At 75.5% G+C, this 24,390-nt stretch carries 21 protein-coding genes; 12 read left to right on the forward strand and 9 right to left on the reverse strand.

What is annotated here, in order from left to right:
• Position 1 precedes the first annotated feature (1 nt).
• The 4 genes from EKG83_RS17670 to EKG83_RS17685 form a co-directional block, all read right to left on the reverse strand.
• Positions 2-2,761, reverse strand: a complete 2,760-nt coding sequence (locus tag EKG83_RS17670) for a beta-galactosidase (RefSeq protein WP_051766548.1) — start codon at positions 2,759-2,761, stop codon at positions 2-4.
• A gap of 478 nt (positions 2,762-3,239) precedes the next feature.
• Positions 3,240-4,217, reverse strand: coding sequence for a hypothetical protein (locus tag EKG83_RS17675; protein WP_153278186.1), 978 nt, complete (start codon positions 4,215-4,217; stop codon positions 3,240-3,242).
• Between the two features lie 130 nt (positions 4,218-4,347).
• Positions 4,348-5,319: an alpha/beta hydrolase gene (locus tag EKG83_RS17680; RefSeq protein ID WP_033433741.1), complete on the reverse strand. Its 972-nt coding sequence runs from the start codon at positions 5,317-5,319 to the stop codon at positions 4,348-4,350.
• Between the two features lie 174 nt (positions 5,320-5,493).
• Complete coding sequence (locus tag EKG83_RS17685; RefSeq protein WP_051766549.1) at positions 5,494-6,480, reverse strand: alpha/beta hydrolase; 987 nt, start codon at positions 6,478-6,480, stop codon at positions 5,494-5,496.
• Between the two features lie 136 nt (positions 6,481-6,616).
• Between EKG83_RS17685 and EKG83_RS17690 the strand changes: the two genes are divergently transcribed.
• Complete coding sequence (locus tag EKG83_RS17690; RefSeq protein WP_051766550.1) at positions 6,617-9,385, forward strand: helix-turn-helix transcriptional regulator; 2,769 nt, start codon at positions 6,617-6,619, stop codon at positions 9,383-9,385.
• Between the two features lie 117 nt (positions 9,386-9,502).
• Positions 9,503-9,898, forward strand: a complete 396-nt coding sequence (locus tag EKG83_RS17695) for an STAS domain-containing protein (RefSeq protein WP_051766551.1) — start codon at positions 9,503-9,505, stop codon at positions 9,896-9,898.
• 703 nt (positions 9,899-10,601) lie between these two features.
• Here the strand turns inward: EKG83_RS17695 and EKG83_RS17700 are convergent.
• The gene (locus tag EKG83_RS17700) at positions 10,602-11,486 is read right to left on the reverse strand and encodes a LysR family transcriptional regulator (protein ID WP_033433770.1); all 885 of its coding nucleotides are present in this window, start codon (positions 11,484-11,486) and stop codon (positions 10,602-10,604) included.
• Between the two features lie 108 nt (positions 11,487-11,594).
• On the opposite strand from EKG83_RS17700, the gene EKG83_RS17705 reads away from it, so the two are divergent.
• From EKG83_RS17705 to EKG83_RS17720, 4 genes are all read left to right on the forward strand, one after another.
• Positions 11,595-11,948, forward strand: a complete 354-nt coding sequence (locus EKG83_RS17705) for a DUF1801 domain-containing protein (protein WP_033433742.1) — start codon at positions 11,595-11,597, stop codon at positions 11,946-11,948.
• Positions 11,945-12,334, forward strand: a complete 390-nt coding sequence (locus EKG83_RS17710; protein WP_211269198.1) for a VOC family protein — start codon at positions 11,945-11,947, stop codon at positions 12,332-12,334. Before EKG83_RS17705 ends, EKG83_RS17710 begins: the two co-directional genes overlap by 4 nt.
• 62 nt (positions 12,335-12,396) lie before the next feature.
• Positions 12,397-12,801 (forward strand): PGPGW domain-containing protein, encoded by a 405-nt coding sequence (locus EKG83_RS17715; protein ID WP_033433743.1) that lies wholly within the window; start codon positions 12,397-12,399, stop codon positions 12,799-12,801.
• Between the two features lie 303 nt (positions 12,802-13,104).
• Complete coding sequence (locus EKG83_RS17720; RefSeq protein ID WP_228122656.1) at positions 13,105-14,256, forward strand: epoxide hydrolase family protein; 1,152 nt, start codon at positions 13,105-13,107, stop codon at positions 14,254-14,256.
• Here the strand turns inward: EKG83_RS17720 and EKG83_RS17725 are convergent.
• Positions 14,253-15,158, reverse strand: a complete 906-nt coding sequence (locus tag EKG83_RS17725; RefSeq protein WP_033433744.1) for a LysR family transcriptional regulator — start codon at positions 15,156-15,158, stop codon at positions 14,253-14,255. The genes EKG83_RS17720 and EKG83_RS17725 overlap by 4 nt on opposite strands.
• 109 nt (positions 15,159-15,267) lie before the next feature.
• Between EKG83_RS17725 and EKG83_RS17730 the strand changes: the two genes are divergently transcribed.
• From EKG83_RS17730 to EKG83_RS17755, 5 genes are all read left to right on the forward strand, one after another.
• Entirely contained in the window at positions 15,268-16,242 is a 975-nt protein-coding gene (locus EKG83_RS17730; protein WP_033433745.1) for a cyclase family protein, read from the forward strand.
• Between the two features lie 16 nt (positions 16,243-16,258).
• Entirely contained in the window at positions 16,259-17,389 is a 1,131-nt protein-coding gene (locus EKG83_RS17735) for an FAD-dependent monooxygenase (RefSeq protein WP_033433746.1), read from the forward strand.
• Position 17,390: 1 nt separating this feature from the next.
• Positions 17,391-18,344, forward strand: a complete 954-nt coding sequence (locus EKG83_RS17740; RefSeq protein WP_228122657.1) for a VOC family protein — start codon at positions 17,391-17,393, stop codon at positions 18,342-18,344.
• 11 nt (positions 18,345-18,355) lie between these two features.
• Positions 18,356-19,306, forward strand: coding sequence for a fumarylacetoacetate hydrolase family protein (locus EKG83_RS17745; RefSeq protein ID WP_033433748.1), 951 nt, complete (start codon positions 18,356-18,358; stop codon positions 19,304-19,306).
• A gap of 224 nt (positions 19,307-19,530) precedes the next feature.
• Positions 19,531-20,688, forward strand: a complete 1,158-nt coding sequence (locus EKG83_RS17755) for an alpha/beta hydrolase family protein (protein ID WP_033433749.1) — start codon at positions 19,531-19,533, stop codon at positions 20,686-20,688.
• Between the two features lie 42 nt (positions 20,689-20,730).
• Here the strand turns inward: EKG83_RS17755 and EKG83_RS17760 are convergent, their stop codons facing one another.
• Entirely contained in the window at positions 20,731-21,318 is a 588-nt protein-coding gene (locus tag EKG83_RS17760; protein ID WP_033433750.1) for a TetR/AcrR family transcriptional regulator, read from the reverse strand.
• A 627-nt stretch (positions 21,319-21,945) separates the two neighbouring features.
• On the opposite strand from EKG83_RS17760, the gene EKG83_RS17765 reads away from it, so the two are divergent.
• Positions 21,946-22,623, forward strand: coding sequence for a class I SAM-dependent methyltransferase (locus EKG83_RS17765; protein WP_248782431.1), 678 nt, complete (start codon positions 21,946-21,948; stop codon positions 22,621-22,623).
• Between the two features lie 50 nt (positions 22,624-22,673).
• Here the strand turns inward: EKG83_RS17765 and EKG83_RS17770 are convergent, their stop codons facing one another.
• Together EKG83_RS17770 and lexA are read right to left on the reverse strand one after the other, a co-directional pair.
• A complete protein-coding gene (locus EKG83_RS17770) occupies positions 22,674-23,540 on the reverse strand; it encodes an SDR family oxidoreductase (protein ID WP_033433751.1) in 867 nt (288 codons plus the stop codon).
• Positions 23,541-23,630: 90 nt separating this feature from the next.
• Positions 23,631-24,284 (reverse strand): transcriptional repressor LexA, encoded by a 654-nt coding sequence (gene lexA, locus EKG83_RS17775; RefSeq protein WP_033433774.1) that lies wholly within the window; start codon positions 24,282-24,284, stop codon positions 23,631-23,633.
• Between the last annotated feature and the right edge of the window lie 106 nt (positions 24,285-24,390).

Consider the following 24,390-nt stretch of genomic DNA (forward strand, 5'->3'; position numbering starts at 1 on the left):
GTCAGAACCCGCCGGTCCGGTGGTTGCCCAGCGCGACCAGCTCCACCGGACCGGGCGTGACCGGCTCGGTGGCGATCACGGCGAGGGTGAGCGCGTTGTGCCGCCCGAGCACGCCGTTCGGCAGCACGAAGTCGCGCTGCGGTGACAGGTCGCCGAGGTACTGGCCCACGTTCCACCCGTTGACGAACACCAGCGCGCGGTAGCCGCGGGCCGGGGCGAAGCGCAGCGCCAGGGACACGTCGTGGTCGCGCGGCAGGTCCAGGGCGAAGGTGGTGCGGTACCAGGACACGCCGGGCTCGACCCGCGACGGCGGGCGCCGCCAGTCGCCGCCGGCGCCGGGCAGGTGCCAGCCGGACAGCTCGCCGTGCAGGCCGCCGGTGTTGAGCGGGCCCCGTTCGTCCATGCCGCGCGAGCCGCTGATGCGCCACGTGACGGGACCCGCGCCCGCCACGGTCGCGCCGATCAGGCCGCGCGGCTGCTTGAACCGGGTGTCGTCGGCCGTCCAGTCGTCGTTGTGGCCCATGTTCTCCACCAGCACCGACAGGGTGGCCGGCGCGCCGGGGACGAGCAGGCCGGGCGGGACGGCGAACTCGCCGCGCCCCGCGTCCGGGTTGACCGGCTCCGCGTCGGCCTCCGTGCCGCCCGCGGCCGACCCCAGGTACCGGCCGTTGAGCCAGACCAGGTAGATGCCGCGCCGCCCGGTGATGGCGTTGAGGGTCACTGTCGTCTCGGCGCCGGTCGCGGTGAACTCGCCCCGGTACCGGACCGCGCCGTTGTGGTGGCCGTACTCGTCGGCGTAGAGCACCGGCAGGTCCCTGGGCTTGATCGGGCTCTCCGTCGTGGTCTTGTCGGCCGTCGTCCAGCCGGTGCCCGCGCCCGGCTGCTCCGGCCGGTACCCCCACGGGCCCGGCTCCGGCAGCCGCACGGGTGCCGGGCCGGCCAGGTGGGCGACCAGCGAACCGGCGGGCGTGCGCCGCGCCGGCACCGCCCGCCCGCCGACCGACAGGCGCGAGACCGGCGCGAACACCTCCACGTCCCCGGCCTCGGCGGTGTCGGCCCGCAGGTGCAGCCGGTCGCCGCGCACCTCCGCCGAGCGGGCCAGGGCCGTGCCGCGCACCAGCACCGGACCGGCGGAGGTGGGCAGCCGCCAGAACTTCGCCGCCTCCTCGTCGGTGCCCAGGAGCAGCAGCGCGGGCCGCCGGCCGCCGCCGGAGACCAGCACGCGCGCCAGGCCGGTGTGCGGGTAGTCCAGGCGCAGGTCGCCGTCCGCGTACGACGACCGCACGTCGCCCGCCAGCACCCGCACGGTCGGCGCGGACGCGTACCGCAGCACCGCGGACCCCTGCTCGCCGGCGCGCCCGTAGAGCACGGCCACGTCCCGGCCGCCGTCGTCGGTGTGGGTCAGCAGCTCCGAGGTCGACCACACCAGCCGCTGCCCGCCCAGGTCGTACCCGGCGAGCAGCACCTTGGCGTCCCGGCCGCGCACCCGGACCGGGACCCGGTAGCGGCCGTCCGGGGTGGCCCAGTCCAGGGTCGTCGCCACGTCGGCGGACGAGCGGTGGTCGGCGTGGCGGACCAGCACGAACTGCGTCCCGGTGTCCGGGTTCGCCCGGGCCCGGGTCGCCACGGCCGGGTCGGCGGGCGCGGGCGCGTCGGAGGCGTCGGTCTTGGTCAGCGGTGCCACCGTGGCGGCGAAGTAGCCCTGCCGCTTGAACTCGTCGTACTTCGGCGTCAGCCCGCGCGACTCGGTGATCGCCGCGCCGTAGTCGTAGGAGGTGTAGACGTCGTTGGGCTGCGGCAGCCAACCCCAGGACGTGCCGCCGAACGTCATGTAGTAGCCGAACATCGTCGCACCGCTGGTGACCAGGTTCGTCTTGTGGAACACCTTCATGTAGTCCGGCCCGGTCAGGTCGCGGCACGCCCCGTAGCCCGCGTCGTGCAGGTCGATCGCGCCCGCCTGGTACTCGGCGGCGTACACCGGGGCGTCCTCGCGCAGCCTGCGCGTCACGCCCTCCGCCTCGCCCCACGCGTCCGGCGCGCGGCAGTCGAACCCGACCGGGTAGTCGTCCACGCCGGGGATCTGTACCGCGCCCCGGCCGGACGACCAGTTCGCCAGGTAGCCGCCGCAGCAGTTGTTGTGCACGATCGGCACGTCCACGCCGGCCGCCCGCGCCCGGTCCTGGAGGTCGACCACGTACTCCGGGTCGACGTTGACCGCGTACTCGTTCTCCACGTTGTAGGCGATCACCGACCCGCCGCGGCTGACCTGGTGCCGGGCGAGGATCGGGTTCACCCGGTCCAGCCACTCGCGGTAGGCGCGGGTGTAGCCGGGGTCGCTCGACCGCGCCCGGCCCGGCACGGTCTTGAGCCACGCCGGGAACCCGCCGCCGGTGGTCTCGGCGTTGATGTAGGGGCCGGGGCGCGCCACCACGTACAGGCCCAGCTCGTCGGCCAGGCGCAGCAGGCGGTCGATGTCGCGCACGCCGGTGAAGTCGTAGACGCCGGGCGCGGGGGAGTGGTAGCCCCAGTGGAAGTACAGGGACACGCCGTTGAACCCGGCGGCGCGGATCTTCTCCAGCACGTCCCGCCACAGGTCGGGGCTGGGCAGCCGGAAGTAGTGGAACTCGCCCGCCCACAGCAGGACGCGCTGCCCGTCGACGGTCAGCGAGTACCGGTCGTAGCCCACCTGGTGCCGGGGTCCGGCGCTCGCGGGGGCGGTGACCACGCCGAGGAGCACCAGCAGAACCGCCAACAGCCTCATGGGACCCCCGCTCGGGAAGCGTTTTCCACGCTCGATGCTGTCGGCTCGCGCGCCGGCCGCGCAAGGGCTGCCGGCCGTTCGACGGCTCCTTCGACCGCCTTCGACGACCTTCGACGGTCTCCGGCGGCGAGCGGGTCCGGCGGGCGTCGGTCCCGGGTCGGGTGGCGTTCGGGGCGGTCCCCGGGCCGAGCGGGAACTCCTCGCCCGAGCAGGCCGGAGCAGGCCGGAGCAGGTTCGAGCAGACTCGGCCCCGGGCGGCGCCTGCGTACGTGGCGAGAAGCCCGTTCCTCGCCGGACCGGCCGGCCTGCCCCTGCGGTCGCCGGGACCCGCCGGCGCACCGCAGCCGTCACGTCCCCGCCGGCGGGCGAGGTGGTGCGCTGCCGGCCGGTGCCCGGCGTCCACGAGCGGGTGACGTCCCGCCTGCGGGATCGGGGCCGCCCACCACCACGGCAGGCGGCCCCGATCCCCGGGAACACCTCACCCGCAGCGGATCCGCAAGGCCGTGGAGTACGGGTCGCCGCCCACGACGCCGTACACGTCACCGCCGTCGGTCAGCAGGCCGTGCCACGAGACCGCGGGCACCGGGTCGACGACCCCCTCCCCGCGCCACACGACCGTCTGCGCCGGCCACGCCACCTGCCCCACCACGTCACCCGCCGCGTTCACGTCGTAGACCTCGGAGGCCGACTCCAGCACGCGCTCGACCCGCCCCGAGGAGTCCCACAGGACGGCCGCCCGCCCCCGCTCACCCGTCGAGTACCCGACCACGTGACCGTTGCGGACGGCCACGACCTCGGTGGAGCGGTGGTCGGGCAGCGGCTCCAGCGCGACGCGCCCGCCCGAGGCGTCCCACAGGTAGGCCGCGGCGCCCTCGGCCGCCTGCTCGTGGGCGGCGACCCGCCCCTCGTCGTCGATGCCGGCCACCGCCCAGTACCCGCCGTCGTCGGTGCCGGGCAGCACGCGCGGCGCGGCCGGCGCGCCGGCGGGCCACACCACGACCGCGCCGGTGTGCTGCCCACCGGACACGCCCACCACGTCGCCGGCGTCGTTGATGCCCTCCGCTCGTGCGTAGTGGTAGCCCGCGCGGGGTGCCAACTGCTCCCAGTTCCCGTCGGCGCCGCGCGCCGCGGCCCGGTCGGTCGAGGCGATCACCACGCCCGAGCCGTTGACGTCGGAGACGTCGGTCTCGTGCCGGAACCACAGGGTCCGGTACTCGCCGCCGTGCCAGACGACCGCGGTGTCACCGGCGGGCGTGCGGCCGTTGCCGACCGCCCAGCCGCCGTCGTCGGAGACGCCGGACACCCCGCCCAGGACCAGCGCCGGCGGCACCGGCAGCTCCTCCTGCGCCCAGTCGCAGTAGTACGGGCCGGCCTGGGCGACCGCCGGTAGCACCACCGCCGCGACCACCGCCACCGCCGCGGCGCCCGCGGTCGGGCGCCATCCCCCCACAGCCATCGGAAGTCCTCCCGTCTCGGATGAGGAGGACGTTAGCGAGACCTACCGACAAACCGCCGCTTCCGCGCGGACGCCCCCGCGGTCCCCCGGCCGACCGACCGGGGAACCGCGAGCACGACGGTGGGCGTGCTCACGCGTGCAGGGCGTCGCGCAGGAAGTCACCGGCCTGCTTGACCGCGGCGCGGGCGGCGTGGGTGTCGCGCAGCGCGTCGAGCAGCACGAAGTCGTGGATGATCCCCTGGTACCGCACGGCGGTGACCGGGACGCCCGCGGCGCGCAGCTTGGCGGCGTAAGCCTCGCCCTCGTCGCGCAGCACGTCGGCCTCGGCGACGATCACCAGCGCGGCGGGCAGCCCGGCCAGGTCCTCGGTGCCGGCCCGCAGCGGCGACGCGGTGATCTCCGCCCGCTGCGCCGGGTCGGTGGTGTACTGGTCCCAGAACCAGCGCATGCCCTCGCGGTGCAGGAAGTAGCCGGTGGCGAACTGCCGGTAGGACGAGGTGTCGAACGAGGCGTCGGTGACCGGGTAGAACAGCACCTGGGCGGCCAGCTCCGGCCCGCCGCGCCGCTTGGCCAGCAGGGTGATCGCCGCGGACATGTTGCCGCCCACGGAGTCGCCGGCCACCGCGATCCGCGACGGGTCCAGGTCGTGCTCCGCGCCGCTCGCCGCGACCCACCGCAGCGCCGCGTAGACCTCCTCGATCGCGGTGGGGTACTTCGCCTCGGGGGAGAGGCTGTACTCGGTGAACACCACCGCGGCCCCGGCGCGCACCGCGATCTCGCGGACCAGCCGGTCGTGCGTGTGGGAGTTGCCGAACACCCAGCCCGCGCCGTGGGTGTAGAGGACCACGGGCAGGGCGCCGGTGCTGCCGGCGGGCCGGACGACGCGGATCGACACCTCGCCCGAGGGGCCGCCGGGGACGGTCAGGTCGGTGATGTCGGCGTCGGGCCGCTCGACGCCCTCGCCCGCCTGCACGGCGTCGACGGTCTTGCGGCCGTCGACCGGGCCGAGCTGGTAGAGGAACGGCGGCACGGCGGTCGCCTCGACGAACTCCTGGGCGGCGGGTTCGAGGACGGGGGTGGGGAAGGGGTGCTCTTCGGTCATGCCACCGACCCTGGCAGCCGCGGGCCGGTCGACGCATCGGTCGATCGACGCAAGTGCTTGGCGCGGCGGAAGTTCGGTCGATCGACTTATGTCGCACGTCACAGACCGGCCGGACGTGGTGGACCGGCTCGGAGGGGGAAAAGGCGTGGTGGAACCAGAAACCGGTGAGTCAGGTCACGCGAGTTCGGCGCGCAGGAACGCGCCGCCCTCGGCCACGGCGGCGCGGGTGGCCGGGATGGCCTCCAGCGGCCGGAGCGAGGCGAAGTCGTGCGTGGTCCCGGCGTACCGGGTGGCGGTGGCCCGCACCCCGGCCTCGCGCAGCCGCTCGGCGTAGCGCTCGCCCTCGTCGCGCACCACGTCCGCCTCGGCGGAGACGACCAGCGTGGCCGGCAGGCCCGCCAGGTCCGCCCGCGACGCGCGCATCGGCACCGCGGTCGGTTCGTCCAGGTCCGCGGGGCGGCTCGCGTACTGCTCCCAGCACCACCGGGCCTGGCCACTGGTCAGCAGGTAGCCCTCGGCGAAGCGCCGGTGCGACGGCGTGTCGCACCGCGCGTCCGTCAGCGGGTAGTAGAGCAGCTGGGCCCGCAGCCGGGGCCCGCCGCGGCGCTTGGCCAGCATGGTCAGCGCGGTCGCCATCGTGGCACCGGCGCAGTCGCCCGCGACGGCGATCCGCGTCCCGTCCACGCCCAGGTCGGCCGCGTGCTCGACGGCCCAGGTGAGCAGGGCGTAGCACTCCTCGACGGCGACCGGGTAGCGCGCCTCGGGGACGCGGGTGTACTCCGGCACCAGGAACGCCGCGCCCGAGGCCAGCGCGAGGTCGCGCACCAGCCGCGAGTGGGTGCGGGCGTCACCGAGCATCCACCGTCCACCGTGGACGTACAGCACGGCGGGCAGCGAGCCGGCGGCGCCGGCGGGGCGGACGTCGTGGAAGCCCACCAGCCCGGACGGGCCGACCGGGGCGACGGAGAACCGGGCCGGCGCGCGGTCGTCGTCGACCGAGTAGCCCTGCGACTCCAGCAGCGCGAGCCGCCCGTCCTCCGGGCCCAGCTCCTGCAGGTGCGGCGGCGCGGCCGAGGCGCGGACCAGCCGCGCCACCGCGGGGTCGAGCACCGGCGGCGGTTCCGGGGGCTGCGCGCCCCACCCGACCTGCTCCGATCCCATCGGCCTCACCTCTGACGCGGATCCTACAAGCGGTGTCGTCGAATCCACTATCGACAGCGTCACGTTTCGTTCCGCCGGCCGGGGACCGTCGGCGAGACTGGCGGGGCACCACCAGTTCCGGCCCGGGAGGACGACCGTGGACCTCATCGGGAGGGACGAGGAGACCCGCCGGGTCGTCGATGCCGTCGACGCCGGCCGGCACGGGCCCCGCTCGCTGCTGCTGCTCGGCGAGGCCGGCGCGGGCAAGACCAGCCTGCTCGACCTGGCCTCCGCCCGCGCCGCCGCGACCGGCCGCACCGTCCTGGCCGCGGGCGGCTGCGCGGCCGAGTCCGAGCTGTCCTTCGCCGTGCTGCACCAGCTGCTGGGCCCGCTGCTGCCCGGCGCGGGCGCCCTGCCGCCGCACCTGGGCGAGGCGGTCGCCGCCGCGTGCGGGCTCGCCGGGGTGCCCGTCGCGCCGGACCCGACCGCGCTGCGCCTGGGCGTGCTGGCCCTGCTGGGCGCCGCCGCCCGGCAGCGGCCCGTGCTGGTCACCGTGGACGACGTGCAGCTGGTCGACCGGGACACCTGCGAGGTGCTGTCGTTCGTGCTGCGCAGGCTCACCGACGAGCGGCTGGTGGTGCTGCTCGCCGCCCGCGCCTCGGTCCGGCCGGCCCGGGTCGAGGCGACCGTGCCCGCGGTGGTGCTCGGCCCGCTGGGCGAGTCCGCCGCCGCCCGCCTGCTCGACGGGCTGCCCGACGCGCCCACCGGCCGGGCCCGGATCGACGTGCTCCAGCAGGCCGCGGGCAACCCGCTGGCGCTGGTCGAGCTGGCCCGCGCGGTCGCCTCCGGCGCCGCCCTGCCGGGCCGGGACCTGCCGCGCGGCGCCCGCCTCCGGGAGATGTTCGCCGACCGGCTCCGCGAGCTGCCCGAGGAGACCCGGCGCCTGCTGGTCTACGCCGCCGCGGCGGAGCAGGAGGACCTGGCCACCACGATGGCCGCGGCCGGCGTCGGCGACGACCTGTCGGGCTGGGCGCCCGCCGAGCGGGCCGGGCTGGTCGTGGTGGTGCGCGGCCGGGTCGGGTTCCGCCACCCGCTGGTCCGGGCCGCCGCCTACGAGGGCGCGCCCGCCGAGCTGCGGGCCCGGGCCCACCGGGACATCGCCGCGGCCGTCGTCGGCGACCCGGCCCGCCGCGCGTGGCACCTCTCCGAGGCCGCCGTCGCGCCGGACGAGGCCGTGGCGCGGGCCCTGGAGGAGACCGTCGCGCTCGCCCAGCTCCGCGGCGGCCGCTACGCCACCGCCCGCGCGCTGGAGCGGGCCGCCGAGTGCACCCCCGACCCCGGGCGGCGGGCGCGGCGCTACGCCCGGGCGGTCACCGCCGCGGACGACTTCGGCGACCCGGCGTGGATCCGCGACCTGTACGCGCAGGTCACGCGCCTGACCACCGACCCGGACGTGCTCGGCGTGGCCGCCGCGGGCGCGGGGCACGGCCTGTCGCTGTCCGGGCACCAGCGGGAGGCGTTCGAGCTGCTGCGCGCGTCGTTGCAGGACCACCGGCCGCGCGACGGCAGCACCGCGCTCGCGCTGACCGGCGTGCTGGCCGCGGTGCGCGTCCAGTCGGGGCTGCCCGGGCACGGCGCGTCGCTGCGGGCGCTGCTCGACCGGCTCGGCGGTGACCCGCCCGGTGACCCGGCGGGCCTGGTCCCGCTGCCCGTGCGGCCCGCGATGCTGGAGAACGTGCTGGTCCAGAGCGACCCGGACGCGCACGCGAGGCGGGTGCTGGAGGACCCGGGCGCGGCCGTGCACCGGCGGCTGGACGGCCCGGTCGACGTCGCCCGCCTGCTGAGCCTGTCGTCCACGGCCTGGTTCGCCGACGAGCCCGAGGCGGCCGTCGAGGCGTTCCGGCAGGCCCGCGGGCGCGGTTCACCCGGCATGATCGTCATGTGCGTCCCGGCCCTGGCGTCCGCGATGCTCGACACGGGCCGCTGGGCGGACGCGGAGCTGCTGCTCGCCGAGGCCGCCGAACTGGCCGTCGTGCACCGGTTCCGCTACCTGGCCGCGGACGTCGCCGCGCTGCGCGGCGAGCTGGCGGCCCTGCGCGGGCAGCCGAGGCCGGTCGAGGTCCGCGCGGCGGTGGACCTCGACGAGAACCGCGCCACGCACGCCCGGCTGCTGCGCGCCGCGGGCCTGGCGGCGGCGGCCGCCGGCGACCACGAGGGCGCCTACCGCCACTTCCGCGCACTGTACGGAGTGGACGGCACGGCGCTGCACTACTTCCTGTCGCCCAGGTCGATCGCGGAGTTCGCGGCCGCCGCCCGCGCCGTGCGCGCCCGGGACGACGCGGCGGCGGTCGTGGCCGCGGTCCGGGCCGCGCAACCCGAGCGCCCCACGGCCCGGCTGCGCCTCCAGCTGCACCACGCCGACGCCCTGGTGGCCGAGCTGGACGACCACGCGCCGCGGGCCCGGGTCGAGCGCAGCTACCGGCTGGCCGTGGTGGACCCGGCGGGGGAGCAGTGGCCGCTGGAGCGGGCGCGGGCCCGCCTGCACTACGCCCGGTGGCTGCGCGGGCAGAGCCGCCCGCTGGACGCCCACCGCGTGCTGGCCGCCGCCCGGGACACCTTCGCCCGGCTGGGTGCCACCGGCCTGGCCGACCGGGCGCGGCTGGAACTGCGCGCCGGTGGCGGCCCGGTGCCGTCGGTGTCGTCGGTGCAGTCGGTGCACGAGGCCGACCCGCTGGCGGAGCTGACCGCGCAGCAGCGGGAGGTCGTGCTGCTGGCCGCGCGCGGGCTGCGCAACCGGGAGATCGCGGAGCGGCTGTTCCTGTCGCCGCGCACGGTCGGCTCGCACCTGCACAACGCCTACCCGAAGCTGGGTGTCAGCGGGCGGCACCAGCTGCGGGAGGTGATCGGGGACCTGCCGCAGGTGTGAGGTGTTCGGTGCCGAAATGAGACGCGCACCCCGTGTCGCGCGCCCACCGAACGGGTAATGGCGGTGGAGGGCGTTCGCGGCCATGGTGGGGTGCGCGGTCGGGTGCGGAGGAGCGTCGTGCTGGAAGACGTCGAGGAGTCGGTGACGGTCGAGGTCGTCGAGGGTGGCGACGCGTTCGTCGCCGCCGTGCACGGTGATGTCGACGTCGACAACTTCCGGCGGGTCCGCGAGGTGCTGTTCACCTGCCTGAACCGCGGCGCCCCGGCCCTGGTGGTCGACCTCGACGACGTGGGGTTCTTCGGCTCGATGGGCATCGCCGTGCTGGTGGAGGCGAGGCAGCGGGCCGACGTGCTGGACGTCGGCTTCGCCGTGGTGGCCGGGCGGCGCGCGGTGGCCCGGCCGATCCGGGTGGCCGACATGGAGGAGCTGCTGGGGCTGCACCGCACCCTGGACGAGGCCCTGGCCGCGGTGCGCGGTGGCGGGTCGGACGGCTTCTCCTGGTGGTCGTCCTGAGCCCGGCGGGCGTCGTGCCGGCTCATCTCCCGGGTCAGCGCCTCGCGCCCGGCCGGGGTGATGCCCACCCGGGAGTGGGCGCTTGCCCTCGTACCCCTTCTCCACCCGGTGGTTCAGGCGGGCATCTCGTACACGACCGCGCACCAGGGGCTCGCGGGTGGCGCGGCGCAGCAGCGCTTCCAGGGCCGCGCGGGCGTAACCGTGCCGCCGGTGCGCCGGGGTGACGCCGGTGACCCAGGCCGCGGCGGCGGGGTCCCGCTCGACCTGCCGGGCCCGCAGCCGCCACACCCCGCGCCAGTCCGGGTCCGCGAAGTACGCGGGCAGCGGCACGGGCGAGGGCTTCGAACGTGGCGCCGTCGAGGTGCACGATGCGCACTCGGGGCGCGGTGTGGTCGATCACCGGGCGAGCCGGCCGTGGCCGGAGATCGTCACGCGTTCACCCGCGCGGATCCGCGTCGCCGCGATCCGGGTCCGCGGTCGTTCAAGGCCGAGCACCCGCCCGGGAACAACGCACGGAGCAACAGCGGCGGTCGTCGCGCCGGCTTTTCCCGAGGTCGTCCACATGGCCGCCTCCCGGACCAGTAGAGCACGCAAACCCCGGCCTGCCCGTGTCTTCCGTTGGGGGGCGCCGAGTTGCCGTTGACACCGGGGGACCGCCGGACCGACCACCAGCCCGTCACCGACACCCCGCCCGCGCCCGCGGTCAGAGCGGGTTGGCGTCCGCGGCCGCGCGGACGAACTCGCGCACCCTGGCGGTCGTGTTGGTCTCCAGCCACACCGGGCCGCGGCGGATGGGCGGCGCGTCGTGGATCGGCACGTAGGCCAGGTCGGGCCGGGAGGAGTACCGGGCGGTCAGCTCCCCGACGGGCAGGACGCCACGACCCAGCGCGACCAGCGACAGCATCTCGGGGACGGTGTTGCCGACCGGCCCCTTGGGCACCGGCCGGCCCGACGGGGTGCGCTCGGGGGTGCGGTCGCGCTTGAACGCGGCTGACGTGACCTCCGGGTACTGCACGACCGGGTGGTCGGCCAGCACTTCGAGCGACACGGACCCGGCCGCGGCGAGCGCGTGCCCCGCCGGCACCGCCAGCACCCGCCGCTCCAGCAGCAGCACCGGGCCGTTGGCCATGCCGTCGAACGGGAACGACGCGATGAGCACGTCGACGGTGCCGTCGAGCAGGCCGGAGCGGGTGTTGGCCAGGTGCGCCTCGGTGACGACCACCTCGCAGTCGGGGTGCCGCTCGGAGAACAGGGTGATCGCGCGCAGCAGCACGGGCGCGGCGGTCTCGCCGACGAACGCCACCCGCAGCCGCCCGGTCACCCCGCGCCCGGCGTCCACGGCCCGCCGCACCGCGGCCTCCACCCCGGCCACCAGCGGGCGCAGGTCGTCGGCCAGCCGCGCGCCGATGGGGGTGAGCCGCACGACCCGGCTGGTGCGCTCGAACAGCGGCGCGCCCACCCGCCGCTCCAGCTTCTTGACCACGTGGCTGATCCGGCCGGTGGTCACGCGCAGGCGCTCGGCGGTGCGCCCGAAGTGCAGCTCCTCGGCGAGGGTCAGGAACGTCTCGACCTCGTGCCGTTCGAGCACCCGCCCCACCCCGATCGTTGAACCCGGTTCAACGATCGTAGTCCGATCACGGCTTGGTCGGCGCCCGCCCGGAGGAGATCGTTGATCCCGTCGAAAGGAGCGAACCCCATGACCGTCACCGACTACCTCGCCGCCCTGGACGCCCCGCTGCGCGACATCGGCGAGGAGCTGCGCGCCGTCATCGACCGGGCCCTGCCCGGCACCACCGCCGCGATGTGGCACGGCCACCCGACCTGGAGCGCCGGCGACAAGCCCGGCCGCGACCCGGTCTGCCTGGTCAAGGCCCACCGCGCCCACGTCACCTTCGGCCTGTGGCGCGGCCAGGACGTCGACGACCCGTCCGGCCGCCTCACCCCGGGCGCCAGGCGGATGGCCTCGGTCCGGCTCACCGGCACCGGGGACGTCGACGCCGCCCTGTTCACCGCCTGGCTCCGGCAGGCCCGCGACCTGGACCGGGGGTGACCGCGGTGCGCGTCACCGGGTTCGACCACCTGGTCCTCAACGTCGCCGACGTCGACCGGGCCCTGGACTTCTACTGCGGCACGCTGGGTCTCGAACCGGTCCGCGTCGACCGCTGGCGGGCCGGCGAGGTCCCGTTCCCCTCCGCCCGGGTCAGCGCGGGCACGATCATCGACTTCGTCGCGAGGCCGCGCGGCAGCACCAACGTCGACCACCTCTGCCTGGTCGTCGAGCCCCTGGACTGGGCGGAGGTGATCCGCGCCGGCACCCTGACCGTGCTGGAGGGCCCGGTGCCGCGCTTCGGCGCCCGCGGCACCGCCACCTCGGTCTACGTCGCCGACCCCGACGGCAACACCGTGGAGCTGCGCTGGTACCCGGAGGACGCCTGACCGGTCCGGCGCGCGGCGACGGCCCGCGTTGGGCATCCTGGGGGCGGCGGAAGGAGCGGCGCGTGGGCGTGGGCAGGCCGGTGAAGCGGGTGGCCGTGCTGGTGGCGGGCGGGCTGCTGCTCGTCGTCGGGGTGGCGCTGCTGGTGCTGCCCGGACCGGGGCTGCTGCTGGTGCTCGCGGGCCTGCTCGTGCTGGCCTCGGAGTTCCCGGCGCTGGAGCGGTACGTGGACCCGGTGCGCGACCGGGCCATGAAAGCGGCGGAGGACAGCGTGGCCTCGCCGCTGCGCATCGCCGGTTCGGTGGCCGCCGGCCTGCTGCTGATCGCGGCGGGCGTGGTGTGGGGCGTGGTGGACTCGCTGCCGATGAGCGGCTGGAGCACCGGGTCGAGCCTGGTCCTGTCCGGCCTGGTCCTGCTCGCGCTGCTGGTCTGGAGCTACCGCCGGACCCGGCGCCCGACCTCGCGGTGACCGGCCCGCCACCCCGGTCGACGTCCGCCGCGACCAGTGGGAGTTCGCCGCGACCGCGGTCCGGGACATCGCGCACGGCCCGTCCGCGCCCCGGCCCGTCCGCGCCCCGACCCGACGGTGCCCCGACCCGACCGCGCCCCGCCCCGACCGCGCTCCGCCCCGACCGCGTCCCGACCCGACCGCGTCCCGACCCGACCCGACCGCGCCCCGACCGCGCCGAGGCCGCCCGGTGCCTGGCCAACCGGAGCGCGACCTGTGCCGGGCCGAAGCCCGGGCCCTGCTCGTCGAACTGGAGCTGAAGTGGTGAACCCGGTCCCCGTGACCCCGTTCCGCATCGACATCCCGGAAGCCGACCTGGCCGACCTGAGGGACCGCCTGCTGCGCACCCGCTGGCCGGACCCCGAACCGGTCCCCGACTGGTCGCAGGGCGTGCCGCTGGCCTACCTGCGCGACCTCTGCCACCACTGGGCCACGGCGCACGACTGGCGCGCCACCGAACGACGGCTGAACGCGCTGCCCCAGTTCCGCACCGCGATCGACGGCGTCCACGTCCACTTCCTGCACGTCCGCTCCCCGCACGAGGACGCCCTGCCGCTGGTGCTCACCCACGGCTGGCCCGGTTCGGTGCTGGAGTTCGAGCGGGTGATCCCGCTGCTGACCGAACCGGACGACCCGGCCGACGCCTTCCACCTGGTGATCCCGTCGCTGCCCGGCTACGGCTTCAGCGACCGCCCCGCCGAACCGGGCTGGACGGTGCAGCGGATCGCGGCCGCGTGGCGGGAGCTGATGGCCCGGCTCGGCTACGACCGCTACGGCGCGCAGGGCAGCGACTGGGGCACCAGCGTCACCACGAGCATGGGGCAGCAGGACACCGGGGAGCTGGTGGGCATCCACGTCATGCCGCCGATCGCCGCGCCGGACCCCGCCACGTTCGACGACCTGACCCCGGCGGAGGAGGCGGCGCTGGCCGACCTGCGCCGCGCCCAGGTCGACGGGTCCGGTTACGCCGAGCAGATGACGACCCGGCCGCAGACGGTCGGGTACGCGCTGACCGACTCCCCGGCCGGGCTGTGCGCGTGGATCGTGGAGAAGTTCGCCGCGTGGACCGACAGCGGCGGCGACCCGGAGTCCGTGCTGGGGCGGGACCGGGTGCTCGACGGCGTCTCGCTGTACTGGCTGACCCGCACGGCGGCCTCGTCGGCCCGCCTGTACTGGGAGAGCTTCCGGCAGGTCGGCGCGTGGTTCGGCGAGGCGACCGACGACGTGGTCGCGGTGCCCACCGGGGCCACGGTGTTCCCGAAGGAGGTGCCCCGCCCGTCGCGGCGCTGGGCGGCCAACCGCTACCCCGACATCCGCCACTGGGGCGAACCCGACCGCGGCGGCCACTTCGCCGCGTGGGAGCAGCCGGACCTGTTCGCCGCGGAGCTGCGCGCGTTCTTCCGCCTGGTCCGCTAAGCGGAGGCGGCGGCGCGCGCGACGACGTCCCGCAGGTAGCGGTGCGCGGGGTCCTCGTCGTGCACGGGGTGCCACCACATCGCCTCCAGCAGCGGCCCGACCTCGAACGGGCAGGGCAGGACGCGCACGCCCAGCTCGTCCGGCAGCCGGTCGGCCAGGCGCCGCTGGAGCAGGGCGACCCGGTCCGTGCCGGCGACCAGGCCCGGCACGGTCAGGAACGTCTCGGTGACCACCTGCACGCGCGGCTCGATGCCGTGCAGCCGCAGCCGGCGCGCGGCGGGCGTGGAGGCGGTCGGGCCGTGGTAGGAGGCGACCCACGGCATGGTGCGCAGCTGCTCGACCGTCAGCGAGGCGCCGACCTCGGCGTTGTCCGCGGACACCAGGCAGGCCCACTCGTCGCGGTAGAGGTCCTGGTGGGGCAGGTCCTGGAGGAAGCCGTGCGGCATCAGCAGCAGGTCGACCGCGGCCAGCGACTGCGGGACGGCGTCGACCACCTGCGGGGTGTTCGGGCTCAGCCGCAGCCGCGTGCCGGGTGCCTCGGCGGCCAGCAGCGCCGCGACGGTCGCGCCGAGCACGGCCACCCCGTAGTCGCTCACCAGCAGCGAGAACTCGCGGGTCGAGGACGCGGGGTCGAAGTCGGCCTCGGCGGCGAAGACGCGCTCGACGCCCTGGAGCGCGGTCCGCGCCAGCTCCTTGAGCTGCGCGGCCAGCGGGGTGAGCCGGTAGGAGTTGCCGACCCTGGTCAGCAGCTCGTCGTCGAAGTGCCGGCGCAGCCTGGCCAGGTGCGCGGACACCGCGGGCTGGCTCAGGCCCATCCGCTCGGCCGCCCGGGTGACGCCGCGCTCCTGGAGCAGCGCGTCCAGCGCCACCAGCAGGTTCAGGTCGAGGCTGGTCAGGTTCACAGCCGCCGAGGGTATCGGCCCCGCTGATGTCCGGCATCACCGATTGCATCTTTGCTGATGATCCAAGACGGTCGACAGTGAGGTGCGTCGCTCGAAGAGGAGGACCGACGTGCCACCACCGCTCGACCGCGCCGACCCCGAGGGCGCCATCGCCGCCGCGGCCCGGCGCTGCTCCAACCGGCACCGCTGGGGTGCCGACGACGTCCTGGGCACGCTGAACTTCCTGGACGCGGCCAAGCGCCGCGAGGGCGCCGCCCTGGTGCGCCGGGGCGAGACCTTCTCGCTGGCCCAGCCGTTCGACGCGCACGGCCCGCAGCAGGGCTGGCGCCGCCGCACCAACCCGGTCCACACCATGCTCGACACGGGCCTGGACGCCGAGCGCGGCACCCAGGGCTTCCCGCACGGCTTCGGCGGTGCCGACGACGTGGTCTTCATGCCGCTCCAGGCGTCGACCCAGTGGGACGGCCTCGGGCACGTCTTCGACCACGGCACCGCCTACAACGGCCGCCGCGCGGGCGACGTGGTGACCAGCGAGGGCGACCGGGTCACCGGCATCGAGACCGCCGCCGCGCACCTCGCCGGCCGCGGCGTGCTGCTGGACGTGGGCCGCGTGCTCGGCGACGACGGCGAGCTGCCCGACGGGTTCGCCATCACCGCCGAGCACCTGGGGGCCACCGCCGCCGCGCACGGGCCCACCGCCCGCGTCGGCCGGGGCGACCTGGTGCTGGTGCGCACCGGCCGGCTCACCCGCGCCCGCCGGGAGGGCTGGGGCGACTACGCGGGCGGCGACTCGCCCGGCCTGTCGTTCACCACCGCGGACTGGCTGCACGGCACCGAGATCGCCGGCATCGCCACCGACACGTGGGGCTTCGAGGTGCGGCCCAACGAGTTCGACCACGCCTTCCAGCCCCTGCACCAGGTCGTCATCCCGCACATCGGCCTGTACGTGGGGGAGCTGTGGGACCTGGACGCCCTGGCCGCCGACTGCGCGGCCGACGGCACGTACGAGTTCTGGCTGACCGCCGCCCCGCTGCCGGTGACGGGGGCGGTCGGCGCCCCGGTCGCGCCCGTCGCCGTGAAGTGACCCGGAGGAGATCCCCGTGCCCGCCGCGCACAACGCCCTGGTGATCGGCGGCGGCCTCGCCGGGACCGCCACCGCGGCCCTGCTCGCCGGGGGCGGCGTCGAGGTGGACCTGGTCGAGGTCAGACCGGACGTCACCACCACCGGCTCCGGCATCACCCTCCAGGGCAACGCCCTGCGCGAGCTGCGCGCCCTGGGCGTGTGGGAGCGGGTCCGGGCCGAGGGGTACGGCTTCGACAGCGTGGGCCTGCGCGCCCCCGACGCCCGCGGCACGCTGCTGGTGGAGTTCCCCGACGCCCGCACCGGCGGCCCGGACCTCCCCGCCGCGATGGGCGTGCCCAGGCCGGCGCTCGCCCGCGTCCTGCACGAGCGGGCGGGCGAGGCGGGCGTGCGGACCCGCTTCGGCGTCACCGCGACGGGCCTGGCGCAGGACGGGTCCGGTGTGGACGTCACCTTCTCCGACGCCTCCACCGGCCGCTACGACCTCGTCGTCGGCGCCGACGGCATCCGCTCGGCCACGCGCCGCGCGCTGGGCGTCGAACTGGAGACCCGCCCCACCGGCATGGGCATCTGGCGCGCGTTCGGCCCGCGCCCGGCCTCGGTCACCCGCACCGACCTCTACTACGGCGGCCCCAGCTACATCGCCGGCTACTGCCCGACCGGCGAGGACTCCCTCTACGCCTACGTCGTCGAGGACGCGCGGGACCGCTCCGCCCTCAGCCCCGAGCAGCGGTTGGCGACCATGCGGGACCTCGCCTCCGCCTACCACGGCCCGTGGGACGACATCCGCGACGCGCTCACCGACCCGGCCCGGATCAACTACACCTGGTTCGAGACGCACGTGCTGCCGCCGCCGTGGCACCGCGGCCGCGTCGTGCTGGTCGGCGACGCCGCCCACGCCTGCCCGCCCACCCTCGCCCAGGGCGGCGCGCAGGCGCTGGAGGACGCCGCCGTGCTCGCCGGGCTGCTGCTCGCCGCCGACGCCCTCGACGACGGGCTGCTGGACGCCTTCGCCGCCCGCCGCTTCCCCCGGGCCAGGGCCGTCGTCGAGGCGTCCAACCAGCTCGGCCGGTGGCTGCTCGACCACGAGCGGGGCGACGTGCCCGGCCTCATGGCCCGCATCGCCGCCCTCGTCTCCGAACCCGCCTGACGTGAGGACCACCGAAGTGACCGACCGCCTGATCACCCACCTGCGCCACGTCGACCTCGCCGTGCCCGACCTCGCCCGCCAGCGGGACTTCTTCACCGGCGCGTGGGGCCTGACCGCCGAGCACGGCGACACCGGCATCTCGTTCCTGGCTGCCGAGGGCTCCCCCGAGCAGTACGTGGTGCGGCTGCGCCGGGCCGCCGAGAAGCGGATCGACCTGATCGCCTTCGGCGCCGCCACCCCCGCCGACGTGGACGCCCTGGCCCTGGGCCTGGCCACCGCCGGCGTTCCCCTCGTCGGCGAACCCGGCGCGCTGCGCACCCCGGGCGGCGGCTACGGGTTCCGGTTCTTCGACAACGAGGGCCGCACCGTCGAGATCAGCGCCGACGTGGCCGTCCGGGACCACCGGAGGATCGAGGAGGGCGAGTCCGTGCCCGTGCGGCTGTCGCACGTGGTCGTCAACTCCGCCGACCCCGAGGGCACCGTGGCGTTCTACCGGCGGCACCTGGGCTTCCGGCTGTCCGACACCCTCGTGCACCCGCGCATGGGGGAGATGATGTGGTTCCTGCGCATCAACTCCTGGCACCACAGCATGGCCGTCGCCCGCGGCCCGCACCCCTCGCTGCACCACGCCTCCTTCGAGCTGCGCGGCCTGGACGAGTACATGCGCGGCACCGGGCGGCTGCTGCGCGCCGGCGTGGAGAAGATCTGGGGCCCCGGCAGGCACCTGGCCGGCAACAACACCTTCAGCTACTTCCTCGACCCGCACGGCAACACCGTCGAGTACACCACCGAGCTGGAGCACGTCGACGAGGACACCTGGCACCCGCACCTCTACGACTTCTCCCGGCCGGAGGTCTCCGACCAGTGGGGTACCGCGAACGCGATGAACGAGTTCGTCGCGGCCAGGTCCTTCAACGACCCCGACGCGGGCCTGTTCACGGCCCCGCCGGTCTGATCGGGGGAACCGTGCGCTTCGCGACGTACGAGCTGGACGGCACCGCGCGGGCCGCGGTCGTCTCCGACGACGGCCTGCACGACCTGCCGACGACCGTGCTCGACCTGGTCCGGACGGGCCTGCCCGCCGCCCTGGAGGCAGGCGGTGCCGCGCTGCGCGGACCGGCCGTGCCACTGGACCGGGTCCGCCTCCTGCCACCGCTGTCCCCGCCGAGCATCCGCGACTTCGTGGCCTTCGAGGAGCACGTGGAGGGGGTGGTGATGAGCGTGTCGGGCGGCAGCGGCGTGCCACCGGAGTGGTACGAGGCGCCCACGTTCTACTTCACCAACCCGCACGCGCTGCTCGGCGCGCACGACGACGTGCCGGTCCCACCGGGCTCGCGACTGTTCGACTTCGAACTGGAGGTGGCCGCCGTGGTGGGCCGCGACGGCGCGTCGCTGACCCCGGAGCAGGCCCGCGACGCCCTCTTCGGCTACACCGTGCTCAACGACTGGTCGGCCCGCGACCTCCAGCGCCGCGAGATGCGGGTCAACCTCGGCCCGGCCAAGGGCAAGGACTCGGCCACCACCCTGGGCCCGTGGCTGGTCACCGCGGACGAGCTGGAACCGTTCCGCGACGACGAGGGCTTCCTGGACCTCGCCATGCGGGTGAGCGTCAACGGGACCGAGGTCGGCCACGACCGGCTGGCCAACATGGGCTGGCCGTTCGAGGAGTTGGTCGCCTACGCCTCGCGCGGCACGTGGGTCCGAGCCGGCGACGTGCTCGGCTCCGGCACCTGCGGCAACGGCGGCTGCCTGGCCGAGCTGTGGGGCCGCCGAGGCGCGCAGGACCCGCCACCGCTGCGCCCCGGCGACGTGGTGGAGATGACCGTCGAGGGCATCGGCACCACCCGCAACACCGTCGTGCCGGGCACCGACCTGCCGCCGGTCCGCCCGGCCCGCCCCCGGCGGCGCACCCGGTGACCCGGTTGGACGGCGAGGTCGTAGTCGTCACCCGGCGAGCCCGCCCGACCGGCCTGGACCCGACCGACCTGACCCGCGCGCACGACGTCAACGTGCGCGGCGCCCCCGGTCGCATTCCTGCCGGGCGACGAAGCCTCGTGCACCACCGGCGCCGAGATCCCCGTGGACGGCGGCGTGAAGTCCATCAGCGAAGCCGCGCGCCGAGCACCACCGAGAGGACAACCGTGTTCGAGTACTTCCCCGGCAACTACGTCTGGAACCTCAGCGTCGTGGCCACCCTCAACAGCGGCGGCCTGATCGACGAGGTCGACCGCGCCTGCCGCCCCCTGCGCGAGGCCGCCACCCGCGGCGAGGACGCGGGCACCGCCGAGTTCCTGCAAGCCTGGACCAACCTGGCCGACACCCTGGTCGCCCAGGCCGACGAGGCCGAGGAGGAAGGCCACCCCCGCACCGCCGGCCGGCTCTACGCCCGCGCCTGCAACTACCTGGCCCAGGCCGAACGGATGCAGAGCGCGTCCGCGCCCAACCGCGTGGCCACCTACCGGCGCTGCCTGGACCTGGCGCAGCGGTCCTTCGACCTGGCCGACCCCCGCACCACCCGGGTCGAGGTCCCGTTCGAGGGCACCGCGCTGCCCGCGTACTTCACCAAGGCGCCCGCCGCCGACCGCGGCCCCGCCCCGGTGCTGATCATGTGGAACGGCCTGGACAGCACCAAGGAGCACATGATCGCCTCCGGCGTGCACACCGAGCTGGCGGCGCGCGGCGTCTCCACGCTCATGGTCGACACCCCGGGGTCGGGCGAGGCGCTGCGCCTGGGCGGGCTGACCGCCCGCATCGAGACCGAGGGCTGGGCGAGCGCGTGCGTGGACCACCTGGAAACGCGCGACGACGTCGACCCCGCCCGGATCGGCCTGGCCGGGTGGTCCCTGGGCGGCTACTACGCGCCGCGCGCGGCCGCGTTCGAGGAGCGCCTCGCGCTGGTCGTGGCGTGGGGCGCGAACCACGACTGGGGCGCGGTGCAGCGGCGGCGCCTGGAGCGCGAGGGCGAGCGCCCGGTGCCGCACTACTGGGAGCACGTGCTGTGGGTCTGGGGTTTCGACGACCTGGACGCGTTCATCGAGCACGCCGACGGCGTGACGCTGGACGGGGTGGTCGAGCGGATCACCGTCCCGTTCCTGATCTGCCACGGCGCCGACGACCGCCAGATCCCGCTGGAGCACGCCCACCGGTCCTACGAGCAGGCGGTCAACAGCCCCAGGCGGGAGCTGCGGGTGTTCACCGCGGAGGAGGGCGGGGCCGAGCACATCGGGCTGGACCACCTGCCGCACGTGCGCGACTTCGTGGCCGACTGGGTGGCCGGGACGCTGGGCGCCACCCCGTGAAGGCCGGTGGCGCGGACCGCGGTCGGTCCGCGCCACCGCGCGTCAGGACCGCACGACCCCGCCCACGACCGTGACCACCATCAGGCGGACCGCCTCGACGTCCGGCGTGCTCTCCCGGTCGGCGAACAGCAGGTGCGCGGCCCCGATCAGCGTGGGCGCGAGCGCCTCGACCACGGCGTGGTCCGCGATGCGCCCCAGGTCGCGCTCCGCCGTGAGGTAGTCCGAGATCAGCTGCACGGCCTCGGTCAGGACCGGCACCCCGGCCGGCCACACCCGGCGCAACCGGGTGCGCAACCCGTCCCGGAAGGTGATGAGCGCGACCACCGCGACGGCGACCGAGGTGAACAGGTCCCGCAGGGCGTCGGCGAGGTTGTCGACCACCGTGCCGCTGCCGGCGGTCGCGCGCAGCTCCTCGACGCGGGCGCTCACCCGCGCGGCGCGGGTGAGGACGAACTCGGCGAGGAAGGCGTCGAAGTCGTCGAAGTGGCGGTGCAGGACGCCTTTGGCGCAGTGCGCCTCGTCGGTGACCGCCCGGCTGGTCAGCGCGCTGGGGCCGTCGCGCAGCAGGACGCGTTCGGCGGCGTCGAACAGCTGCTCGCGCACATCGCGCAGGGCGAGTCCCGTTGGCACCGGCGCATCCTCCTCCCACGTGATGATACGCACCGCTCGATCTTCGTCCGCACCTCGTCGGCCGCCTGGACGCTCCGCTGCTAGCTGGGCTCGCTGTCGCCCGCCCGGCTCGCTGTCGCCACCTGGCTCGCTGTCGCCCGCCCGGCCTGCCGCTGACCGGCCTGCCGTCGTCCGACCCCGCTGCCCGGCCCGCGCTGCCTGCCCGACGTCGCCCGCTCGCCGCCCTGCCGCCGCCTGCTTGCCCGCCGCCCTGCCGCCGCCTGCCTGCCCGCTGCCTGACCACTGCTGCCTGCCCACCGCCCTGGCGCCGCTGCCCGACCCGCCGCCCTGCCGCCTACCAGCCGTTCACCCCGGTTCTCCGCACCCCCCGTCGTCATCAGATTGACGAGTGGGCGCTTGCCCACTCATAGTGGGCAGATGCCCACTCCAATCGCAGCCGCAGGTCCCGGCCAACCTCAAGAACCCCAAGCACCCCAAGAGTCCCACCAGCCCCACCAGCCCCACCAGGCCCGCCAGTCCGACCAGTCAGACCTGTTCCAAGCCCCCCACCGGCAACGACAGGCGGCGGAGTCGTTCGGCGCGGACCCGGCTCGCTACGACCGCGCCCGCCCCGCCTACCCCGAAGCGATGGTCGAAGCCGTCGTCGCCGCGGCTCCCGGTCCCGATGTCCTCGACGTCGGCATCGGCACCGGCATCGCCGCCCGCCAGTTCCGGGCGGCTGGCTGCCGGGTCCTGGGAGTCGATGCTGACCCGCGGATGGCGGAGTTCGCCCGCCGCGACGGCTTCGAGGTGGAGGTGTCCACGTTCGAGTCCTGGGACCCGGCCGGCCGGGCGTTCGACGTGGTCATCGCCGGTCAGACCTGGCACTGGGTCGACCCGGCGGCGGGTGCGGCGCGCGCCGCGGGGGTGCTGCGGCCCGGTGGGCGGCTGGCCGCCTTCTGGAACGTCTTCCAGCCACCACCGGACGTCTCGGCGAACATGGCCGCCATCCACCGGGAGTTCATGCCCAGGCCGATGGCCGAGATGTCGTCCAAGTCCGCCCTGGAGGTGTACTCGCTGATGTTCGCCAAGGCGGTCGACGGGATTCGCGGGTCCGCCGCGTTCGACGAGCCGGAGGAGTGGCGGTTCGAGTGGGAGCGCCACTACACGCGGGACGAGTGGCTGGACATGCTGCCCACGCAGGGCGGCTACACCCACCTGTCGCCGGAGCGGTTCGCCGAGCTGACCGCGGCCATGGGGGACGCCGTCGGTGACGGTTTCACCGCGCAGTACACCGCCGTGGTGGTCACCGCCACGATCAGGTGAATTTCTTCCACTAACAGGCGTCACTCGAGCGTGTGACACACACTATTACTTCAGTGTTGGCTGAAATCAGCCTTGGTCAGCACCTCGGCCAAGGGCGTGGCGGGGTGGCCGGTGAGGCGGGCGACGTCGCCGGTCACGCCGGCCAGCTCGCCGGCCGCGATGGCGGTGTAGGTCGACACCCAGGCGTCGACCTGCCAGTCCGGGACGCCGTGGGACGCGCGCGACCGGTACGCCTCGTCCACGGTCTCCGCGCGGTAGGTGACGGCGCGGCCGGTGACGCGGGTCAGCACCTCGGCGACCTCGGTCAGGGTGAGGGCGTCCGGGCCGGTCAGCTCATAGGTCGCACCAACGTGGTCGGGCGCGTCCAGCAGCACGGCGGTGGCGGCGTCGGCGATGTCGTCCTGGCCGACCACGGCCGCCCGCCCGTCCCCGGCGGGACCGCGGATCACACCGTCCTCACCCACCAGCATCGGCATGAAGTCGGCGTAGAGGTTGTCGCGCAGGAAGGTGTGCGGCAGGCCGCTCGCACGGATGTGCTCCTCCGTGGCGAAGTGGTCGCGCGCCAGGGTGAACGTCGCGTCCGGGGCGGCGCCGCAGAAGGAGACGTAGACGAGGTGCCCGACCCCGGCGTCGGCGGCCGCGTCGACGAACGCCCGGTGCTGGTCGACGCGGTCGGCGCTCTCCGATGCCGAGACCATCAGCACCCGGTCGACCCCGCGCAGGGCGGTGCGCACGGCGTCGCGGTCGGCGAAGGCCGCGCTCAGGGCGGTGGCGCCGGGCAGGCGGGGTGCGCGGGAGGGGTCGCGCACGAGCAGGCGCTGGGCGTGCCCCGCGGCGGCCAGGCGGCGGGCCACGCGCCCGCCGAGGCGCCCGGTGGCGCCGGTGACCGCGATGGCGGTGCCCGGGTGGTGGGTCATGGCCGGGGCTCCCTGTGGTGGGTGTGCTGGTCGGGGCCTACCCGGGGACGCCGACGGGCATGCGCCCCGGACAGGTGACCCCGGCAGTGCTCAGACGCTGCGCAGCACCGAGACCACGACGCCCAGCACGACGGCCCGGTCGCCGTCGATGACGTCGTAGTCGGGGTTGCGCGGCTCCAGGAAGACGTGGCCGTTGCGGCGCTGGTAGACCTTGACGGTGGCCTCGTCGTCGATCATCGCGGCGACGATCTGGCCGGAGTGGGCCTCGGGCTGCTGCTTCACCACGACGATGTCGCCGTCGCAGATGGCGGCGTCGACCATCGAGTCGCCGCGCACCCGCAGGCCGAAGACGGTGCCGCGCCCGGTGAGGTCGCGGGGGAGGGTCAGCACGTCGTCCACGTGCTCCTCGGCCGCGATGGGCACGCCGGCGGCGATGTGGCCGACCACCGGCACGGGCACCGAGTCGCCGCCGGTCGCCGGGGTCGCGGGGGGCAGGAACAGCCGCACGTCGATGGGGCGCGACAGGGTGCTGCCGCGCCGGAGGAACCCCTTGTCCTCCAGGCTCGCCAGGTGCCGGGACACCGTCGAGGGCGACAGGCCGACGGCCTCGCCGATCTCCCGGGTGCCGGGCGAGTACCCGTGGCGGGTCACCCAGTCCCGGATCGCGACCAGGATCCGCTGCTGGCGCGGTGGCAGGGTCGAGGTGTCCAGGTGCTCGAAGGCGTCCGGGTCGTAGGCGGTCACCCGGGCGATCATAGAGGTGCGGCCGCCGGGGGCGGGTCCCGGTGCGGGCCGGGTGGGTCATTCCCCCGGAGTTGGAACCGCCGGCGGTCCTCTTGCGTCATGATCT

This window comes from Saccharothrix syringae, from assembly GCF_009498035.1.
Lineage (GTDB): Bacteria > Actinomycetota > Actinomycetes > Mycobacteriales > Pseudonocardiaceae > Actinosynnema > Actinosynnema syringae.

Excerpts from the sequence above, each read along its gene's own strand:
- EKG83_RS17705 (WP_033433742.1), top strand. The coding sequence starts at position 11,595 with ATGACCGTCACCGACTACCTCGCCGCCCTGGACGCCCCGCTGCGCGAC.
- EKG83_RS17770 (WP_033433751.1), bottom strand. The coding sequence starts at position 23,540 with ATGACCCACCACCCGGGCACCGCCATCGCGGTCACCGGCGCCACCGGG.
- EKG83_RS17685 (WP_051766549.1), bottom strand. The coding sequence starts at position 6,480 with ATGGGATCGGAGCAGGTCGGGTGGGGCGCGCAGCCCCCGGAACCGCCG.
- EKG83_RS17675 (WP_153278186.1), bottom strand. The coding sequence starts at position 4,217 with ATGGCTGTGGGGGGATGGCGCCCGACCGCGGGCGCCGCGGCGGTGGCG.
- EKG83_RS17670 (WP_051766548.1), bottom strand. The coding sequence starts at position 2,761 with ATGAGGCTGTTGGCGGTTCTGCTGGTGCTCCTCGGCGTGGTCACCGCC.
- EKG83_RS17765 (WP_248782431.1), top strand. The coding sequence starts at position 21,946 with ATGGTCGAAGCCGTCGTCGCCGCGGCTCCCGGTCCCGATGTCCTCGAC.
- EKG83_RS17680 (WP_033433741.1), bottom strand. The coding sequence starts at position 5,319 with ATGACCGAAGAGCACCCCTTCCCCACCCCCGTCCTCGAACCCGCCGCC.